This is a genomic window from Bacillus sp. 22475 (assembly GCF_052044835.1).
In the GTDB taxonomy this organism is placed as follows: Bacteria; Bacillota; Bacilli; order Bacillales; family Bacillaceae_G; genus Bacillus_A; species Bacillus_A cereus.
Window position 1 is genome coordinate 135724 of record NZ_JBQENW010000008.1, and the last position, 20465, is coordinate 156188.

Genomic DNA, 20465 nt, shown 5'->3' on the forward strand with positions numbered 1-20465 from the left:
TAAACTATATTCGTATTCCCATTCATACTTTGGATTGATGGAAAAAAGTAATGAAAATGTTAATTTAAAAGTACATCAATCATTTATAAGGAGTGAATGTTCATGTCATTTAGTGAAATGATTAGAAATGAAGTGCTCAGCTGGGCGGGTGTTTCTGAAAAACCGCATCGATTTGGTGGTATTGAAATAAATTATGGTAAGAAAGAACTTGGTCATCTTCATGGTGATAAATTAGCTGATTTACCATTTCCGAAGTTAAAGCGGGATGAATTAGTGAAGCAAGGATTAGTAAAACCACATCATGTATTACCTGAATCAGGATGGATCAGTTATTATATAAAGAGTGAAGAGGATATTCCATTTGCAATTGAGTTATTTCGTATGCAATATGACCGCATTAAAAAGTAATGAAATATAGTAGGGTAATAAAAATTTATTTTTATGTCACATCCCTCCTTAATCGTTCGTCTTGTATGCAGAACGATAAGGAGGGATTTTATTATGAAGAAATTTGATGTAGCAATTGTTGGCGGTGGGCTTGCTGGATTAACAGCATCTATATATTTAGCGAAAGCTGGAAAGAAAGTGATTGTATTAGAAAAATCCAGTCAATTCGGTGGCCGAGGGATGACTATAAATAAAAATGGAATCTGCATGAATCTTGGTGCACATGCTTTATATAGAGGCGGGGCAGCGTTTATAACTTTTAATGAGCTCGGTTTGAATCTTCCAGGTGGAATACCATCTACAAAAGCACATGGAATATGGAAAGGGGATATATTCACCATCCCAACAGATTTTCGCTCAATTTTATCAACACCACTACTTTCGTGGTCTGCAAAAGTACAATTCTCACGTCTTATGATTCGTTTAGGAAATTTAGATGTAGGAGAAGTTCCGAAAATGAGTCTAACTACATGGGCAGAAAATGAAATAAAAGATCCAATGGTTCGCAATATATTTTATGCGCTATGCCGGACAACAACATATACGTTTGCTCCTACAATACAATTAGCATCATCTGTGCTAAAGCAAATACAGCTTTCTATAAAAGAAGGAGTGCTGTATGTAGATGGTGGTTGGGAGACGATAATAACAAAATTAAGAGCTATAGCGAATGATATCGGGGTGCAGTTTTTGGCTAAAAAGCATGTTGTAGAAATTGAGAATTCCGAAGATAAACAAAGAATACATTGTGTTGATGATGAGGTTTTTGAAGTAGGCACAGTCATCGTGACGACTCCGCCGAAAGAAGCTTGTAAAATAATAAAAGGTGCAGAAGGAACAAGTTTGCATAGATGGAGTGAACAATCGGTACCGGTTACTGTTGCTGCATTAGATATTGGCTTGAGACAATTACCCAATCCTACACATCAATTTGTATTAGGATTAGATCAACCTATATTTTTCACAAATCAATCGAGAGCAGCTAAATTAAGTGAAGATGGATCACTTGCAGTGAGTCTAATTAAGTACCATAATCCTGTGCTAGAGATGAATCATATTCATGAAGATAAAGAACAGTTGGAAAGTACGATGGAGTTGTTACATCCAAATTGGAAAAGAGAAGTTGTTGCACAGCAATATTTACCGAAAATAACAGTAGTACATGATTTTCCTCATATTGACCGTGTTGAAAATCCGGGTCCTAATATACCTGAAATGCCAGGTGTTTATGTTGCAGGAGATTGGGCAGGGCATGATGAAATATTAGCTGATGCTGCGGTAGCAAGCGGGAAACGAGCAGCGTTACACATTTTAAAGCAATATGAAAGTGAGGCAGTTCATCATGGAAACGGAGCAGTTATATGAAGCGTATCAACCATTATTATTTTCGTTAGCATACAGAATCCTTGGGAGTGTTATGGATGCTGAGGATATCGTTCAGGATGTATTTATCTCGCTAAATAATATAGAAGATCCCCAATCTATAGAAAATATGAAAGCGTATTTATGTAAGATGGCGACAAATCTTTCAATTGATAAATTACGATCGGCAGCGCATAAACGTAACGTGTATGTAGGGATGTGGTTACCAGAGCCACTTGTAGACGAGAGTGATGAGCCATCAAAGTCATTTATAATGAAAGAATCCCTTTCCACCGCATATTTATTACTTTTACAACAACTATCTGAGGTAGAAAGAATTGTTTTCATATTAAGAGAGGTTTTCAGTTATGAATACGAAGAAATAGCTTCAATTGTTGATAAGAGTAGTGTGAACTGTAGAAAAATCTTTCAACGTGCACGAAAAAGCATGTTGGAGAAACCGAAGCAATCAAAATTAAGCACGGAGAAAATGGCTTCTTATGTTGAAAAGTTTGTAGCATCATTACAGTGTGGGGATACGGAAGGTATGTTGGAAGTATTAAAAACAGATGCTATATTCAAAGCTGATGGTGGCGGTAAAGTTACAACTGCGATCAATCCGATTTATTCTGCAGATCGAATTATTCGCTTGTTCTTTGGGATTGCACAACGATTGACAGAAGAGTACACTGTTGATTTTAAAATGGTAAATGGTATACCAGGAGTTATAGTTACAATAAATAATAAAGTAACGTATGTTCTTTCGTTTGCATTTGAGGATGAGAAGATTTCAAATATTTATATGATGGTTAATCCTGAAAAACTTATGCATTTAAATGTAAAAATATAAAAAAGCGCATTTCTTTAGAAATGCGTTTTTTTATTATTTTTCTAACATTTCAAGAGGTACATCTTTTTCGCCAGCTACCTCAAATTTAATTTCCCCGTCTTCTTCATAAATACGTGTAATAATCGGTATAGTAATCATTAATTTTTTATGCTGCTTTCGTTTTCGAGCAGCATCTAAGCTAATCACGTTCATTTGTAAGCATCCTTTCTTCTGGAAATATATAAACAAAGAAAATGCGTCCGAAAAGGGCGCTTAATTGAATTTGAAATACCGATTCATTTAAATGGGGTTTATATAATTTAATAACTGCAATTTTAATATGAAATAATATGAATGGAATAATTGCACGTAGAAATTAACTTTACCAAAAAACGAAACAATATGCTATAAAAAATTATAAATCTTTGTCATATAACAGGAAAAAGGTTTTTGTTTCGCATATAATAAAAAATAGACGGGCAGCAAGAGCTTTTTCATCATATTGCTTGGAAAGGCGATGAAAAGAATGGATACAGTAGATTCATTATTATTGCAACTTGAACAATATGGAGAAGAGCATGATCGAAATAAAAAAACAAGGGAAGAAAAACTACGGAATGTTTCTCGTGAGATGGGGCAATTTTTATCAATTTTAGTAAAAGGGTGTAATGCAAAAAATATCTTGGAAATTGGAACTTCTAATGGTTATTCTACATTGTGGTTAGCTAATGCGGTAGAAGAAACAAATGGAAATGTAACAACTGTAGAGCTTTCTTCAGAACGAGTTGGAGAGGCACTTGTCAATTTTGAAAAGGCAAACCTGTTACAAAGAATCGATATTCATAATCAAGAAGCAGGGGCATTTTTAGATTCCCAATTAGATCATTCATTTGATTTTATTTTCCTAGATTCAGAGCGCACGCAATACATGTGGTGGTTTGAGCATATAAAACGTATGTTACAACCAAAAGGTTTTCTTGTTGTTGATAATGCAACTTCTCATGCGAGTGAATTAGATGAGTTTATAAAAATGATTGAAGAAGATGATACGTTTGAAACGGTGTTATTAGCGTTTCAAAAGGGAGCATTTGTAGCTCGCAAAAATAAATAGAAGTGAGTGTAATAGAATTATCACATTGAAAACGGGTGAATGTCAAAAGATTGAGTGTAGCACGATTGAAAGAACGTAAATTATTTAGGAAATATATGAAGAATCCGCCTTCAGCATGTTGTTCTCTAGGTCTTAAGTCTGAGGAAAATTATGTTGATTACAGGTATACTTATAGTAAGAAACAGGGAATGACTGCATAAATAGGCATTTCTAAAAAAGTCGATTTCAAGCAGTCAGAATGTATATGAAATACGATATAATTGATGAAATATAGTGCATATAAATTCGCACATATAAATAAAGGAGCGATTTTGTTGACTGAATTCGAGAAAAAAGAACCTGTATCTATTGTGAAAGATAATAATGTAGAAGTAGTAGTTGATACAGTTATAAAAGATGCAGAATTAGAGGAACTAAATAAAGAAGCTGATCTTTATGTACAAAAGTTAAATAGCGAGCAAAATACAGATTTATCAAAAGTATTGTCTCAGCTAGGAGATTTAGGGGATAAAGAGCAACAAGCAGCAGGACAAACGTTATCAGCTTTAAAACGCCCTGTAACAGCGATGATGAATGGGAAAAATGAAGAAATTCCAAATACATTGTTAGAATTAAGAAAAGTGGTATCAGAGCTTGATCCCAATTCACTTAAAGCAAGTGGTATGAAGAAAATAATGTTTAAAGTATTCAAGAAAAATCCACTTGAAACATACGTGCATAAATACCAATCTATAGATAAACAAATCGAGGAAATTATTAGATCCCTTCTAATTGGTCGTGATAACTTACAAGAGGATACAGTTGGTCTTGAAATGTTAAAAGAACAATCGCACGATAAAATTCATGCTCTTGATAAACAAGTATACTTAGGGAAAAAGCTTGCTGGCATGCTTGAAGCTGAGAAACAAAACCCAGAGCGTCAAAGGGATATTCCGTTAATTAACGATGCATTAGAAAAGATACTTGTACGTACACGTAATATGCAGCAAGCGAAAAGTGTATTATTACAATCTATAGCTTCTGTAGACATCATTAAGAAAAATAATGAAAAATTAACAGAGGCAATACGTAATGCGATTACGATGACACAAAACGTTGTAACAGTTTCAGCTGCTATTCAGCTTGCATTAACGAATCAACGGAAAACAATTGATGCCGTAAATGCAACGAATGAAGCAATTGAATCGATGGTATTAAGTAATTCTCAAGCGTTAAAACAAAATACAGAAGAAACGACGAAATTGCTTGAAAACCCTGCTATTAGCATGGATAAATTACGTGAATCATTCCAAAATGTGTTCGCTGCAATTGAAGCATCTGAAAAATCGTCAGAACGTATTATTGAGTCAAGCAAGAAGTTCGTTATTGAACTAGACACATTTAATGATGAGATGAAGCAGAAACTCATTCAGCGTCCAAGGAAATAACGGATTATTAGAGGAGGTGAACAAATGAGTTTCATTCAAACAGTACTATTACTACTCGGTACATTGCTTTTAATAGCATTTACTGTCGTTGTTTTAGTCGTATACTTCGGGCGGAAACTGTATTTTTCATGGACGAAGCCATATAAAAGAGCGCAAGATTCTCTAGATAAGATATCAAACAAATCAATACCGTTTCTACAAGAATTTACACAACATCCACTGTTTTATCGCTGGATTCGCACCGAAGGAAAGAAAGAACAAAATACATTAAATACTCTATTTTGTGCATCAGGTCAACGTACGAGAGAGCAAGTCTTCTCGATGTTACCGAAAGAAAAGCAGAAAAAAGTGCATGTAATGGCAAAAACTACGAAAAAGCTCACGAATGAAGATATTGATGTGGCTGCGATGAAAGTGAAAGATTTCTTAAGACAAGAAACGCAGCAAACTGTAAAACCGACAGACTTATCATTTTACAAATTGTATTTTTATGACCGTTATCCAGACGCATTAAATACAATTCAAGCGTATAAACGCTCAATAAATCCTTCATTACAAAGAACGGTTGATGATATTACAATTTCAGTATTAAATGCACTTCCGTACTATCAAGAGCAACGCATGTTTGAACAACAACATAAACTTGAAACATTCTTAATGAAAGATTTAACGGCCATGTTATCGTTGGTAGTACAATTACCACCTTCACAAAGACCAGAGAAGGAAGAAGAACTGAAGATCTACTTGGAAAATTTCAAAAAAGAAATGGAAGTAGTAGAGCGAGATATTCGCGACTCGATTGATCACGATTTAAATGTGAAGATGAGGGCAGCGACTGAGAAGTTTAAGAATAAATAACAAAAAGCGCCTTAAAAGCTAAGTATCACAGCTTTAAGGCGCTTTTTTTATGAGGTTTTATTTTGCTCTAACGGTAGTATGACTAGAAGCCACACTTTCATTATGCAATCGATCAACTGCAGTTACGACATACGTATACGTTTCTCCAGAAATAGCGGTTTTATCTACATAAATTTCTCCAAGTTTTGTTTTTCTTACAGTAGTAAGTAAATTTTTGGGGTTTTGTATATCCACTTCATTTTTCCCATTCGCGCGGTAAATAGCGTAATAAGCAGAATCATTATCTCTATTGTCAATGATGCCAATTGCAATACCTTCATTTCTTGGAATGGCACCTTTTAAAGTCGGTTGTTTTGGTGGATCATGATCAATCCAAGGCATAGGCGGGATTAATGCAGGATGTTTATATATGTCTTTTGAGAGTCTATCTTTAACTCCAAGTGGATTGTTATTAATATCTTTTAAGCTAAAATGCATACTACCTTTTATTTCAGGATATAGCCGGTTTAATGCAATTTGTCTTGGATATTCTTCTGGATCAGACCAAGCAGGGACGGAGTTATTATTAATTTTATAGGCCGCTTGACCAATGTATAGGTGAATCGGTTTGTTATTTGTTTCTTTAACCCACCAATCTACTAATATGTCATATGCAGCTGGGGTGAAACCTATATTCCAATATATTTGCGGTGTAATGTAGTCAATATATCCTTTTTGTATCCACTCACGTGTGTCAGCATAAAGGTCATCATAGTTTCTTTGGCCTGCGGTTGTGTTAGAGCCAGTGGGATCGTCAGCTATATTTCTCCATACGCCGAACGGACTAATGCCAAACTTTACATATGATTTCTCTTGTTTTAAAGCAGTATTTAAATCTTTTACAAGTTCATTTACATTGTTACGTCGCCAATCTTCTATATTTGTAAATCTACCGTTATTATATGTTTCGTACGTTTTCTGATCTGGAAATTCTTCACCGGCTACTTTATATGGATAAAAATAATCATCCATATGCAGCGCATCAATATCGTAATTTTGTACGATTTCTAAAGCACCTTCTGTTATAAATTTTTTCACTTCTGGAATACCGGGATTGTAATATAACTTTCCGCCATAAGGGACAACCCAATTGGGATGTTGCCTTGCAGGGTGATAGTTTGATAATCGATTTATATCGGTGTGATTCATCGTTATTCGGTATGGATTAATCCAAGCGTGGAATTCTATATTTCTTTTATGAGCTTCTTCAATCATAAATGCGAGCGGGTCATAACCAGGATCTTTTCCTTGTGTACCCGTAATGTATTCAGACCAAGGACCGTAATTTGAAGGATAGAAAGCATCAGCGGTTGGTTTAATTTGTACAACAACTGTATTCATACCAGTGCTTTTTACATTGTCTAATAACCTTATAAATTCTTGCTTCTGTTTTTCAATAGGTAAGCCAGTTTTTGAGGGCCAATCAATATTCAGAACTGATGCGATCCATACAGCACGTAATTCATGTTTTTTGTACGTAGTATTTACTTCAGCATAAGTAGAGTGAGGGGGAATGAAAGCGAAAGGTATGAACAAGATAACGATACAACATATCATTAATAAACGTTTAACGATCATTTATACGCCTCCCTATCATATGATTATTTAAAATAATATCTGAGGCGAGGTTGACCTTGCAATAGAGAAAATTGCATATTGAAACATTAATTTAATAGGAAAAATATTTTTAATGAAATTTACTTTCATTATAACTAAATTCATTTACTACTTCATATGCTTGTTAGTAAAGTGAAACTTCCTTTCATTTGAAGGGTAATAAATTATAAGTATAGGAGGATTAATAAATGAAAGTTTTGTTCGTCTGTTCTGGAGGAATGTCCAGTGCAATTGTTGTAAACGCTTTAAAAAAAGAAGCGGAGAAAAATGGTGTGAACATGGAAGTGCATGCAATTGGAACGAATGAGGTAGAGGAAGAAGTAAAGAATGGCTGGGATGTCGTAATGGTGGCACCTCAAATAAGACACCGATTTGATTCTGTAAAAAAATTTGCAGAGGAGGAATCTATTCCGTGTGGCATCATTCCACCGCAAGCATACACGCCACTTGGAGGCCCGACTTTATTAAAAACTGTAAATGAATTAATCAGTTAGGGGGAAGCGTTATGAATAAGTTTGTCACGTTTCTTGATAAAAACTTATCTGGCCCGATGGCAAGGCTTTCTGAGCAGAGGCATCTACAAGCAATCCGTGATGGAGTTATTTCGGCGTTACCATTTATTATAGTAGGAAGCTTCTTTTTAATAGTAGCATTTCCACCACTGCCGAAAGATAGTTTCATATCGGTTTGGGCATTAAAGAATCAAACAAGTATATTGATACCATATCGTTTAACTATGTTTATTATGTCCTTATATATAGCATTTGGAATAGGATATAATCTAGCGAAGAGTTATAAGTTAGATGCTTTATCGGGAGCACAGCTTGCAGTATGTTCACTGCTATTAACATTAACCCCCGAATTAATTGATAAAAAAGGATTTATGCTTCCAATGACAAATCTCGGAGGTCATGGATTATTCGTGACGATGATTGTTTCTATTTTATCCGTAGAGATTTTAAGATTTTGTAAGAAGAAAAATGTAATGATTAAAATGCCAGAACAAGTACCGCCATCTGTGTCGCGTTCATTTGAAGCACTTATACCTGCTGCATTCGTTATTATTATAATGAGTCTAGTAACTGTCGTTTTTAGCATTGATTTACACCATGTTGTTGATAAATTAGCAGCACCATTAGTAAAAGCTGGGGATAGTTACTTCGGTGTAATGATTCCAGTGTTTTTAATTACGTTTTTTTGGTCATTCGGAATCCATGGTGTGTCGGTTGTTGGAACTGTTGCTCGGCCATTATGGGAAGTATACCTAGGGAAAAATGGTGAAGCAGTTGCTAGTGGAGCAGATCAGTTGCCATTTATTTCACCAGAGCCGTTATATCAATGGTTTATATGGATTGGCGGTTCTGGTGCGACGTTAGGGCTTGTATTAGCTATGATTATATTTGGTCGATCGAAATATTCGAAAGCATTATCAAGAACTTGTATTGTTCCGGGTATTTTTAATATTAATGAACCAGTCATATTCGGATTACCGATTGTACTAAATCCAATTTTAATTATCCCATTTATCATTACACCACTTGTAACAGCAACTGTTGCATATTCAGCAACTGTGATGGGATTTGTAACACCAACGCATATTATGCCGCCATGGACATTACCTGCTCCAATTGGTGCATATTTAGCAACAGGTGGAGATTGGCGTGCGATTGTATTAGTTTTTATAAATATAGCAATATCGTTCCTTATTTATTTACCATTCTTTAAAATGTACGACAAAAATATGCTTGAAATTGAAAAAAATGGTGACGGGGAATCTGTTAATCCTTAATCTGTATGCTGTTATTTTGAGTGATAGACTTTTTGTCTATCACTTCTTTCATATTAAAACAAGAAAGGGAGAAATAGAATGAATATAAAATTTAGTTGTAAAGGTGTATTTTTATTATTATTTGGAGTGATATGTGCGAATTTACTTTTTGTGCCTTTATTAAGAATGCTATATCTATCACAAATGCATAGTATATGGCTCGTTACAAGTATTGCGGCAAGCGTTTTGCTTACGGTAGTTGTTTCTTTCATTGATGGATCGTTTGCATCGAAAGCTCAGTTGTTTTTTAGATTTATATTGTTTTCGATTGGTTGTACGTTCGTTACTTACATGATTGTTTTTTAGTAAATAGGAGGTCATGCACGTTATGTATATTGCAGGGGTAATGTCTGGTACTTCATTAGATGGAATAGATGTAGCGCTCGTTCATATAGAAGGAATTGGTGTAGATTCTAAAATCGAACTCATCCATTTTACTACTGTTCCATTTTGTAATGATATGAAAAATGAGATCCAACAAGCGTTATCAATTGAAACTTCGAATGTCCAACTTATATGTAGTTTAAATTTTAAACTTGGTTTATGCTTCGCCAATGCTGTAAAGGAAGTTTGTAAAGAGGCCAATTTTCCTTTGAGACAATTAGATTTAATAGGCTCTCACGGACAAACGATTTATCATCAGCCAAAGCAAGAAGGGAATATTATTTCTTCAACATTGCAAATTGGGGAACCAGCAGTAATAGCATATGAAACGAACACGACGGTTATCTCGAATTTCCGAACGATGGACATGGCGGCAGGGGGACAAGGTGCACCACTTGTACCATATTCAGAGATTATTTTATATCGGCATCAAACTAAAAATAGACTACTGCAAAATATTGGTGGGATTGGTAATGTTACAGTGGTTCCAAGTAAACGAAGTAATGAGAGTGTTATTGCTTTTGATACTGGACCAGGCAACATGGTAATCGATGAAGTATGTCAAAGATTATTTCATGTACCATATGATCAAAATGGTTGGATCGCAAGTCAAGGGGTGGTTGTAGATGAAATTTTAACATACTGTATGAACCATCCATTTTTGAACGTGAAACCACCAAAATCAACAGGTAGAGAACATTTTGGAGAAGCGTTTGTGACTGAATTATTAAATCGATTTGAAAAGCATAGTAAAGGAAATATATTGGCAACTGTCACGATGTTTACAGCATGTTCAATTGTTCATCATTATAAGGAGTGTATTTTACCGTATTATGACATTGATGAGGTGATTTTAGGTGGTGGTGGAAGTTATAATAATACACTTGTTGAAATGATACGGAATGGATTAAGAGAAGAGAAATGTAGTATATGTATACAAGAGGATATTGGTCATTCTTCAGCAGCGAAAGAAGCGATTGCATTTGCTATTTTAGCAAACGAAACGTATCATCGTAATCCGAGTAATGTGCCGAGCGCAACAGGTGCTAAGAATTCCGTGGTTTTAGGGAATGTAACATTCCCTCCAATATGTAAATGAAAATGAGGCGAACATATGAAGTATATGATTGGAGTAGATGGTGGGGGAACGAAGACAGAGGCAATTGCATTTAATCAAAATGGAAATGAAGTTGTAAGAGGTACGAGCAGATTTGGAAATGTATTAATAGATTTTGATCAGGCGCTTTTGCATATTATGGAAGCAATTAATCAATGCCAGAAGAATTTAATAAATGAGCATTGCGTTTGTATTTGTTTAGGATTAGCTGGTATAAGCGGAGCGAATACAAATGAATTAACATTACGTTTAAAAAAGAAATACGGAACAAAAATTGAAATTTTTAATGATGCAATGATCGCACATGCAGCTGCTTTAAAAGGTAAGGATGGAATATTAACTATAGGTGGTACAGGTGCAATTTGTATAGGAAAGAAAGGAGAAGCATATCAGTATAGCGGTGGATGGGGACATATTTTAGGAGATGAAGGGAGCGGATATTGGATTGCATTACAAGCTTTAAAGAAAATGACAATTCAATTCGATCAAGGAATCAGCCTTTGTCCATTGAGTTTGAATATTCAAAGGCAGTTTCAACTTTTGACACCGTCTCATATAAAAAGCTTAGTATATACTTCTTCTAAAGATAAAATTGCAGCAATCGCACCATTAGTTATTCAGGAAGCGAGAAATGGCAATGATGATGCGCATGAAATTATAATGCGAGCTGGAAAGGAATTAGCAAGAATTACGGTAGATGTTTATAACAAGATGCAATTTAAGCGCTCAACTCCAATTGCAGTAAGTGGTAGCATATTGTGTTTAGTACCTGAAATATATGCTGTATTTAAGAACTGCTGTGAAGAAAGTATGAAAGAAATTACATTTGTATCACAATCAGAAATGGCAGTGAAAGGAACATATTATTTAATGAGGGATATATATTTTTAAAAATAGTATATGAGATTTTTTGTATGATTTGTAAAAATATGATGTTAAAATGTATGAAGGGATGTATGTTAAACACGTACAATATACGTAGTAATTGAATATTGTATATGTAATCCCATGTAGAAAGTGAATGATTACATGATTAATAGTATGCAGTTTTTATATTTGGTGGCTTCTTATTTAATTGGAAACATATTGACCGCTTATATAGTAACAAAATTGAGACATAACGTTGATATTAGGGATGAAGGAAGCGGAAATCCTGGCGCAAGAAATATGGGGCGCGTATATGGAAAAGGGTATTTCATCGCTACATTTTTAGGTGATGCGATTAAAGGGACAATCGTTGTTGCTGTAGCAAAATATCTTTTTGAAGATCCTACATTCGTAATGTTAACATTATTGGCCGTTATTATTGGACATATTTACCCAGTTTTATTTAAAGGCAAGGGCGGTAAAGGTATTTCAACATTTATAGGAGGACTAATCGCATTTGATTATTTGATAGCGCTTACCCTCTTAGGCATTTTTATTGTATTTTATTTAATATTTAAAGGGTTTACGAAGCCAGGGCTAATTACAATTGCTTGTTTACCAGTTTGTATGATTATGTATTCTTACTCGATAGTTACGACTATTTTAAGTGGACTAATTATTGTACTTATTCTATATGTAAATCGAGAATAAAGTGAACTTTTAATAAGTGGGGGAATCTCCACTTATCATTTTTTATTAAATAGATAAAGGAGATAAGGCATGGGGTTAATTTATAAAGTTGCTGATCAAGATTGGGAATTTGAAAGTATACATAAATTGAATTATAAAACTTTTGTAGAAGAGATTCCGCAACATGAAGAAACGAAAGACCGCTTTCGTATAGATCGGTTTCATGAAGAAAATACATATTTAATTTGTTTAGATGAGGATAAATTAGTAGGTATGGTCGCAGTGCGGGGAAAACGACCATTTTCGTTAGATTATAAAATTTCAAATTTAGATGTTTATTTGCAAGAGCATGGAGAAAAAGTGTATGAAATTCGGTTACTTTCAGTAGAACGTGAATATAGAAATGGAAGAGCGTTGTTAGGGTTAATTCGTTTTCTACATCGTTATTTGCTTCTAAACGGATATGAATTGGCACTCATTTCTGCTACAACGCGTGAACTCCCTTTATATGAGCAAATGGGATTCAAAGCTTTCCATACGTTAGTTGGTACAGAAGAAGCAGCTTTCCAGCCAATGTATGTTACCCCTGCTATGTTTGAAGAATCGAGTGTTGGAAGTATTATGACGAAAGAATACACCTTTTTACCTGGTCCAGTAGACATTGAAGAGAACGTTCGAAAGGCATTTTGTACTAAGCCTATTTCGCATCGCTCTAAGTCATTTCAAGTGACGATGGACAATGTGAAAAAACGGTTACTTTACATGACAAAAGCAAAACAGGTACAACTTATGTTAGGAACGGGTACATTAGCAAATGATGCGATTGCTTTACAGTTACGATCTTTAACAGGGAAAGGACTAGTATTAACAAATGGGGAATTTGGTAATAGATTAGTTGGGCATGCAACACGTTCACAGTTACATTTTGATACGTATAAAAAAGAAATGGGAGAGCCGTTTATTTATACCGAATTAGAAGAAATAATGACAACTGGAAAGTATGAATGGCTTTGGTTTGTTCATCATGAAACATCTACTGGAATGTTAAACGATTTAGAAGAGCTAAATACTCTTTGTAAAGGAAATCAAATAAAACTATGTGTAGATTGCATAAGCTCAATTGGAGCAATTTCGTTAGACTTGAAGGACGTGTATTTTGCAAGTGGTGTTAGCGGGAAAGCGATTAGATCATATACAGGAATTTCTTTCGTTTTTCATAACCACATTATACAAATAAACGAGGCTGTGCCGGCCTATATGGACATTGGCATGTATGAAGAAAATAAAAGCATTCCATACTCACAATCATGGAATTTAATTTATGCATTGCAAGAAGCGTTGAAGAGATTTGAAGATGAAACGGCATTTGTAAAAATTAAAGAGACATATGATTATGTTGAAGAAGCTATTACTAGTATGGGTTTGAAGCTTGTTTCACCTAAAGAACATGCCGCGCCAATTATACTTACTATTGTATTAAGCGAAGATCATTCTTCTAAAGTAGTAGGCGATGCATTAGCATTACAAGGATACATCGTTCATTATGAGTCATCCTATTTACAAAAGAATAATTGGATTCAAATTGCATGTTTAAATCATTATAAAGAACGCGATATGAAGAGGATGTTAAATTGTTTACAAATGTGTGTATTATAGAGTGGAATACATATATAAAGGCTTTTTCTTAATATAGATGGTTTCGTATAAAGGAGCTGCGACTTACGAAAACTTAGGAATAGATCATTGGAAGAGGTGTTAGTATGATAACTAAAAAACTACCATTACATATAGACGATATTAAAAAAGCTCAAAACATTCTAGATAGAAATGCTCGTAAAACGCCATTAGTAAAATCTTTTTATTTGACTAGTAAAACGGGCGGAGAAATTCACTTGAAATTAGAAAATATGCAATTAACAGGTTCTTTTAAATTCCGTGGTGCATTTAATAAAATGTCGCAGCTCACGGATCAAGAAAAAGAAAGAGGTGTAATTGCATGTTCAGCAGGTAATCATGCGCAAGGAGTTGCATTATCAGCGCATTTACTTGGTATTAAGAGTAAAATTGTTATGCCAATTTCTGCACCTCAGGCGAAAGTGGAAGCAACTAAAGGATATGGATCTGAAGTGATTTTACATGGTGAAACCTTTGATGATGCAAAGGTAAAATGTGAAGAAATTATAAGGGAAACAGGTGAGACATACTTACATCCATATGATGATGTAGAGGTAATGGCTGGGCAAGGTACAATTGGATTAGACATTCTGGATGATATGTGGGATGTTGATACTGTCATTGTACCAATCGGTGGAGGCGGAATTATTTCTGGTATTTCTGTAGCATTAAAATCTTTTAATCCATCCATTAATATAATTGGTGTCCAAGCAGATAATGTTCATGGAATGAAGGCATCTTACGATAAAGGAGCAATCGTAGAACATTATGAGGCGCCTACTATTGCAGATGGTTGCGCAGTTAAAATACCAGGGGAATTAACATTTGAAATTGTAAAAGAATTAGTAGATGATATTGTAACTGTATCAGAAAAAGAGCTGGAAGTAGCGATGAAAGATTTATTACAACGTGGGAAAGCTGTTGTAGAAGGTGCGGGTGCATTAGCGACTGCTGCACTGCTTGCAGGGAAAGTTGATAGCTATATAAAAGGAAAAAAAGTAGTAGCGGTTATATCTGGTGGGAACGTGGACTTACAGCGCATATCAAGTGTATGTGAGCACTTTTTTGTCGCTAATGAAGTGAAATAGTTTTATAAAAGAAGAGCTAAGAGAAATGATCTTAGCTCTTACTTTTTGTCTACCGTTTACTGTAAGTAGCAATAAGTTTGCAGAATTTGCTGTTTAATGAATTGTTTTATTTAAGCGTCTATTTTTACACATATCTTTAATGTTACAATAATTATTTCAATATTGTCGAAACATAAGCAGAAATTTAATATAATAGTTTTAATGTGCTAATGAGCGGTGAGGAGGGCAGGTCATGAATAAAGAAGAACAGGTCATGAACGGTTTCAGGGAATTATATAATAAGCTGGTTTGGCTTAATAAAGATAAGATGGAAGAAGGTCTTAAAGGTTTTAAGTCTTCTGAAGTTCACTGCATTGAATATATTGAAAACAATGCAGATTCTAACGTGACACAACTCGCAGAGGCTTTTTATGTGACTCGCGGTGCTATAAGTAGAATGACTAAGAAGCTCATACAAAAAGGCCTTATTGAAAGCTACCAAAAGTCAGAAAATAAGAAAGAAATTTATTTTAGGCTTACGGAAGAAGGGAAAGAAATTTATAAAATCCATGAAGATCTGCACAAAGAGTTTCAAGAGCGGGATAAAGCTGTATTTGAGCAAGTAACTGAAGAAGAATTCGACAGTATAATTCGTTTCGTGGAAAAGTATAGTAGACATTTGGATGCAGAAATAAAGAAACAAGGTGTACATATTAAATCGTAATACATTTTAATAATGAAATGGCAGCCTTACTCTTAATGAGAATAGGCTGCTTTTTTATTATTTTATTTTTGTTGACTAATCAACAAAGTGGGGTTATTATTTTGTTGACAAAGAAACAAAATATTTTAAGGAGAGAAGTTAAATGTCTATATTTAGATCACAAAATGAAAGGGAAACTGAAAAAAGCATAGATAAACATGCTTTACTATTCGGACTTATTTCTGTATTTCTTTGTGGTATAGGTTTCAGTATCATCATGCCTGTAGTTCCATTCTTAGTACAGCCATATATAAGTAATCCAGAAGAACAAGCATTAGTTGTTACACTACTAACTTCCGTATATGCGGCTTGCGTGTTTTTAGCTGCCCCAGTACTCGGAGCTTTAAGCGATAAATATGGGCGTCGTCCATTATTTTTAATATGCTTATTTGGTTCTGCAATTGGGTACTTAGTTTTTGGTATAGGAGGAGCTTTATGGGTACTGTTTGCTGGACGCATAATAGAAGGAATAACAGGCGGGAGCATAAGTACTATCTTCGCATATTTTGCAGACATCATCCCTCCAGAGCAGAGAACGAAATACTTTGGATGGGTGAGTGCAGTTGTAGGTGCGGGAACCATCATTGGCCCAACCCTTGGAGGATTACTTGCTAAGTTTGGTGCTACTGTACCTTTGTATTTTGGAGCAATCATAACTTTATTAAATGTTGTATATGGGATGAAATATATGCCAGAGAGCCTTGACACACATAATAGATTGAAAGAGATTACTTTTGTAAGGTTGAATCCTTTTGCACAGCTAGCAAACATACTTTCTATGAAAAATTTAAAATGGTTACTTGTCTCAGCGTTTTTACTTTGGATACCTAACGGATCTTTACAAGCAATTTTCACGCAATTTACAATGGATACTTTCAGTTGGAAACCTGCATTAATCGGACTTATGTTTTCAATTTTGGGCTTTCAAGACATTGTTTCACAAAGTTTTATCATGCCAAAGCTTTTAATCAAGCTTAGTGATAAACAAATAGCAATTCTTGGGATGTTTTCGGAGATTATAGGATACAGTTTTATTGCAGCATCAGCTTTATTTTCACTCTCTTCACTACTTATCGTTGGAATGCTAATGTTTGGTTTTGGGGATTCAATTTTCGGGCCTTCATTCAACGGGATGCTTTCAAAGTCTGTCAGTTCTAATGAACAAGGAAGGATTCAAGGTGGTAGCCAATCTATTCAAGCTTTAGCAAGAATGATTGGTCCTATTATTGGAGGGAAAATCTATGTATCGCTTGGTCATGCCGCACCGGCTTTTATGGGTATGATCCTTATAGCAGTGGCAATAGCAGTTTTGTATAAGGGGACGCATGCAACTGTATAAACTATCTGCACTATTATTGTTTTGATTCCTCTACAGAAATCAACTGCATAACAGATAAATATAAGAATAAATAATAGGGTGTCAGAACTTAGGAACAAGTGCTGACACTCTATTTGTTTACGGTTTGAGCGCTAAGAGAAATGCTTTTGCTTTTTAGGAATTTATTCTGCAATGCTCTCATGGTGAAGGTTAATATTCAATGAGGTGGATAGAGATATCATTAATTACAATTAGCTTTATTTGAAAGTAAAAAGGTAGATAAATGACTGTTAGTTTAATTATGCTTGTGCTGAAGTAAATAATGACTCCATTTTTACCTTGCTCTTCTCTCGAATTTCCGCATCTGCATGGCGCATCACATATTTATGCGCTACAGCAATTGCTAAAACATCATCTAATAAGCCAATCCCAATAATAGCAGCTATATCTGGAATGAAATCGATTGTTAATACGTAATAAGATAAAGCAGCTAATATTACGAATTTCGCTTTAGTAGGTAAGTCTTTCTTTTTCATCGTGTAGAATAAAATAATACTTTCATATACGCTGGATTTACCGAGGTTTACAGAGCTTTTTTTGAACTTTTTCCAAAGTGTCTGTTTCTCCATAAAAACACTCCTTTTACAAAAACATAGATTTTTTAAAAGGATGGACAAAGAAGTGAGAGATTAATCAATTTTATTGTTTTTCTTATTATATATTTCCATAAAAATAGGGGATTACCTGTTCAAAATAATATAATGTTTGTTATGCAATGATTCACATTGTTTTATTACATAGTATGTAAGTAGTATTTGTTAAATCAAACAACTTGCAAACGTTATCTATCTAAAGATGATTTCACCAAAGGTTTTAATTACTTCTAAAAGGATAGGGATTGTACGTCTTATCAGTGAATCGCTGCGATATAAGGTACATAATAGTAAAGGTATATTACTGCAAATGAAGCTTATTCATGTAACGTGACATTTTTTTACAATTAATAAACTAGCAACCTTGTTCTTTTTATATCCTTCACCTGTAAATTTTTCACTACTATATTATTGACGTACAATAAATGGGTAAATGTTTCTAAAAGGTTTTCTAAAAACACAAAATTCTCAAATTGATACGAAAATGCTATAAAAAATAATAAATATATCTAATGCACTATTAGATTTTTTCCATATTATAGTATTAAGAATTGTATAAGGAGGTGGAAAAAGAATGGACGAGCGTGTACAACCTCAACTTTCACCGCCATGGATCACATATTTTAATGAACTTAGAAATTCGGTAGGAGCTGATCCAACTGTAACAGTAGGTCCGCTAATACCGACTGATGGAAATTTTATTATTTTAGTACAAACTACGGATTTTGAAAAAGCGATTGCATTAGCTACACTTCTTAAACCTACAGTGCAATTTGGCAATGTAAATGTAACTATTGTTGTTAGTGTTATTGGGGATGGAATTGTAAACCAAATTCCTTGTCCTTTAGACGCTTTTGAAATTGCACACCTTTTTCAAGTAGCTTTAGAAAGCAACTTGTATTTTGAGCAAGTTGTTGTGCAGCCGCAGTTCCCAGGTGGAGCGAATGTTGTTTTTCCGGTTTTTGCTGCAAAAGTGATTCAGTTTTTTAATGATGATATTTCTAATCTATGCCAAACTTTCACAGAAGTCGCTGCAAAAGTTTTTCGTGATGTAATGAAAGATGCTATATGCGGTATACCAATTTTATACTCGACAAGTTGTAGTACAAGCACTGAAAATGTATAATTTATTGATGAAGAAACTTTTCAAAATAAAGAAATACAACTAAATTTGTTTTATTAATTTAAAAGAGACATTTCTAATTTAAGGAGATGTCTCTTTTATTACATATGAAAATACGGTTTTCAAAAAAATAAACTATCTATCTGAAAAAGAATAATCAGAATAAGTAGTTTGGGTGTTTTGTTCTATATCTCGTTTTGGGGGATTCACTTCATTTGTATATTTCAGCTGGAAAAAAGAGGGTATTTACAATATCGAAAACTATTTATATTAGATAAATAATGGTAAATTTATATTTTAGGAAGAAAATTCAATAGGTGAAATATTTGTAAACAGCAAAAGCACCCACTCAAGGGCGCTTTTATCACTTATAGATAATATATTATACTTCCAATTAATATGGTATTTAAGAAAAGAGTATTAGGATAATTTAATTAGATTAATCGATGCTGCAAGTTTTCGACCATCACAAGTGTCTATAATTTCATCTAATACATTTCTCAATTGAACAGTAGCATTGGCTGGGATGAATACAATAGATCCACCAGAAACAGTGGCACAACCATTGCGATCGGCTTCGTAATCAGAAACCCCAAATCGCGTTTGATTGTTGGGAACTTCCACCCCGTTTATGAATAACCCCAAATCCCTGTCACCGCCAGGAGTATCGGGATTATAATTCACGCTTACATAGTAATCAATATAGTATGAACCAGCTTGAGTAACATGGATAGTCACTCCATCAGAGTCAAGATTTACTCCACCAGCTGTCTGCCCAGTAGCATTCCAAGGCATAGGTTGATTCCTGACCAATGTAATAAAGTTAGTCTGATAAAAATTCCCGAAAGCCGGTGAAAATACACTTGTTGCGCTCTCAATAACAATCTTTTGTACACAATTTTTGCATTCTTTATGACAACTACAGTTACAAAGTCTATGTCCACACTTCTTACAACGTTCAGACAAAAAAACATCTCCCATCCTATCAATTAGCTAATAGCTATTAGTAGGATATTCATTTTTTTAATAATACGAAACGGATACTTGTCCAATAAGGGTTAAATTCATTTATAAAAAGGATCAGCTTAGGTTAAGAGTGAAAACCCTGTATATGATTTTACAAACGAACTTGCTAACACATATGAGAAATAGATATAAAATATAATATACCACATTTAAAAATAGAATTAACCAATAAAAAACATTAAAACAAATACTGATAAAAATTTTTTAATATGTATAGTAAAATGTATGTGGACGAAGTGGTTATTATTAAATATTGAATAGGCGG

Annotated in this window: 21 protein-coding genes; 17 read left to right on the top strand and 4 right to left on the bottom strand. The window is 34.2% G+C overall.

Annotated elements, in window-relative coordinates; all coding sequences use genetic code 11:
• Positions 1-102 precede the first annotated feature (102 nt).
• From ACTJJY_RS15400 to ACTJJY_RS15410, 3 genes are all read left to right on the top strand, one after another.
• On the top strand, positions 103-408 hold the full coding sequence (locus ACTJJY_RS15400; protein WP_000010317.1) for a luciferase domain-containing protein: 306 nt from the start codon (positions 103-105) through the stop codon (positions 406-408).
• Between the two features lie 93 nt (positions 409-501).
• Positions 502-1812 carry a phytoene desaturase family protein gene (locus ACTJJY_RS15405; protein ID WP_440605890.1) on the top strand — a complete coding sequence of 437 codons (1311 nt, stop codon included), beginning with the start codon at positions 502-504 and terminating at the stop codon, positions 1810-1812.
• On the top strand, positions 1790-2659 hold the full coding sequence (locus ACTJJY_RS15410; RefSeq protein WP_440605891.1) for a sigma-70 family RNA polymerase sigma factor: 870 nt from the start codon (positions 1790-1792) through the stop codon (positions 2657-2659). Before ACTJJY_RS15405 ends, ACTJJY_RS15410 begins: the two co-directional genes overlap by 23 nt.
• 33 nt (positions 2660-2692) lie before the next feature.
• On the opposite strand, the gene ACTJJY_RS15415 is transcribed toward ACTJJY_RS15410, so the two are convergent.
• Positions 2693-2851: a hypothetical protein gene (locus ACTJJY_RS15415; protein WP_001100984.1), complete on the bottom strand. Its 159-nt coding sequence runs from the start codon at positions 2849-2851 to the stop codon at positions 2693-2695.
• 304 nt (positions 2852-3155) lie between these two features.
• Here ACTJJY_RS15415 and ACTJJY_RS15420 point away from each other — a divergent pair, with 304 nt between their 5' ends.
• The 3 genes from ACTJJY_RS15420 (at position 3156) to ACTJJY_RS15430 (ending at position 6034) form a co-directional block, all read left to right on the top strand.
• A complete protein-coding gene (locus ACTJJY_RS15420; RefSeq protein ID WP_002094007.1) occupies positions 3156-3749 on the top strand; it encodes an O-methyltransferase in 594 nt (197 codons plus the stop codon).
• A 314-nt stretch (positions 3750-4063) separates the two neighbouring features.
• A complete protein-coding gene (locus ACTJJY_RS15425) occupies positions 4064-5176 on the top strand; it encodes a toxic anion resistance protein (RefSeq protein ID WP_440605892.1) in 1113 nt (370 codons plus the stop codon).
• A gap of 24 nt (positions 5177-5200) precedes the next feature.
• Complete coding sequence (locus ACTJJY_RS15430; RefSeq protein ID WP_000008372.1) at positions 5201-6034, top strand: DUF3974 domain-containing protein; 834 nt, start codon at positions 5201-5203, stop codon at positions 6032-6034.
• Between the two features lie 57 nt (positions 6035-6091).
• Here the strand turns inward: ACTJJY_RS15430 and ACTJJY_RS15435 are convergent, their stop codons facing one another.
• On the bottom strand, positions 6092-7651 hold the full coding sequence (locus ACTJJY_RS15435; protein ID WP_440605893.1) for a glycoside hydrolase family 10 protein: 1560 nt from the start codon (positions 7649-7651) through the stop codon (positions 6092-6094).
• A 227-nt stretch (positions 7652-7878) separates the two neighbouring features.
• On the opposite strand from ACTJJY_RS15435, the gene ACTJJY_RS15440 reads away from it, so the two are divergent.
• The 10 genes from ACTJJY_RS15440 to ACTJJY_RS15485 all read left to right on the top strand — a co-directional run bounded on the left by ACTJJY_RS15440 (position 7879) and on the right by ACTJJY_RS15485 (position 17419).
• A complete protein-coding gene (locus tag ACTJJY_RS15440) occupies positions 7879-8184 on the top strand; it encodes a PTS sugar transporter subunit IIB (RefSeq protein ID WP_000865907.1) in 306 nt (101 codons plus the stop codon).
• An 11-nt stretch (positions 8185-8195) separates the two neighbouring features.
• The gene (locus tag ACTJJY_RS15445; RefSeq protein WP_440605894.1) at positions 8196-9479 is read left to right on the top strand and encodes a PTS sugar transporter subunit IIC; all 1284 of its coding nucleotides are present in this window, start codon (positions 8196-8198) and stop codon (positions 9477-9479) included.
• 78 nt (positions 9480-9557) lie between these two features.
• Positions 9558-9824, top strand: coding sequence for a hypothetical protein (locus ACTJJY_RS15450; protein ID WP_440605895.1), 267 nt, complete (start codon positions 9558-9560; stop codon positions 9822-9824).
• A 22-nt stretch (positions 9825-9846) separates the two neighbouring features.
• Positions 9847-11001, top strand: a complete 1155-nt coding sequence (anmK, locus tag ACTJJY_RS15455; RefSeq protein ID WP_440605896.1) for an anhydro-N-acetylmuramic acid kinase AnmK — start codon at positions 9847-9849, stop codon at positions 10999-11001.
• 15 nt (positions 11002-11016) lie between these two features.
• Positions 11017-11910, top strand: coding sequence for a BadF/BadG/BcrA/BcrD ATPase family protein (locus ACTJJY_RS15460; protein WP_440605897.1), 894 nt, complete (start codon positions 11017-11019; stop codon positions 11908-11910).
• Positions 11911-12048: 138 nt separating this feature from the next.
• Positions 12049-12597: a glycerol-3-phosphate 1-O-acyltransferase PlsY gene (gene plsY / locus ACTJJY_RS15465; protein WP_440605951.1), complete on the top strand. Its 549-nt coding sequence runs from the start codon at positions 12049-12051 to the stop codon at positions 12595-12597.
• A 69-nt stretch (positions 12598-12666) separates the two neighbouring features.
• Entirely contained in the window at positions 12667-14232 is a 1566-nt protein-coding gene (locus ACTJJY_RS15470; protein WP_440605898.1) for an aminotransferase class V-fold PLP-dependent enzyme, read from the top strand.
• Between the two features lie 104 nt (positions 14233-14336).
• Positions 14337-15338, top strand: a complete 1002-nt coding sequence (tdcB, locus tag ACTJJY_RS15475) for a bifunctional threonine ammonia-lyase/L-serine ammonia-lyase TdcB (RefSeq protein ID WP_440605899.1) — start codon at positions 14337-14339, stop codon at positions 15336-15338.
• A 232-nt stretch (positions 15339-15570) separates the two neighbouring features.
• Positions 15571-16041 carry a MarR family transcriptional regulator gene (locus ACTJJY_RS15480; protein WP_001030896.1) on the top strand — a complete coding sequence of 157 codons (471 nt, stop codon included), beginning with the start codon at positions 15571-15573 and terminating at the stop codon, positions 16039-16041.
• A gap of 142 nt (positions 16042-16183) precedes the next feature.
• Positions 16184-17419, top strand: coding sequence for an MFS transporter (locus tag ACTJJY_RS15485; RefSeq protein ID WP_440605900.1), 1236 nt, complete (start codon positions 16184-16186; stop codon positions 17417-17419).
• 278 nt (positions 17420-17697) lie between these two features.
• On the opposite strand, the gene ACTJJY_RS15490 is transcribed toward ACTJJY_RS15485, so the two are convergent.
• Positions 17698-18027, bottom strand: coding sequence for a YkvA family protein (locus ACTJJY_RS15490; RefSeq protein ID WP_440605901.1), 330 nt, complete (start codon positions 18025-18027; stop codon positions 17698-17700).
• A gap of 598 nt (positions 18028-18625) precedes the next feature.
• Here ACTJJY_RS15490 and ACTJJY_RS15495 point away from each other — a divergent pair.
• On the top strand, positions 18626-19177 hold the full coding sequence (locus ACTJJY_RS15495) for a hypothetical protein (protein WP_440605902.1): 552 nt from the start codon (positions 18626-18628) through the stop codon (positions 19175-19177).
• 417 nt (positions 19178-19594) lie between these two features.
• Here the strand turns inward: ACTJJY_RS15495 and ACTJJY_RS15500 are convergent, their stop codons facing one another.
• The gene (locus ACTJJY_RS15500) at positions 19595-20155 is read right to left on the bottom strand and encodes a hypothetical protein (protein ID WP_440605903.1); all 561 of its coding nucleotides are present in this window, start codon (positions 20153-20155) and stop codon (positions 19595-19597) included.
• Positions 20156-20465: the final 310 nt, after the last annotated feature.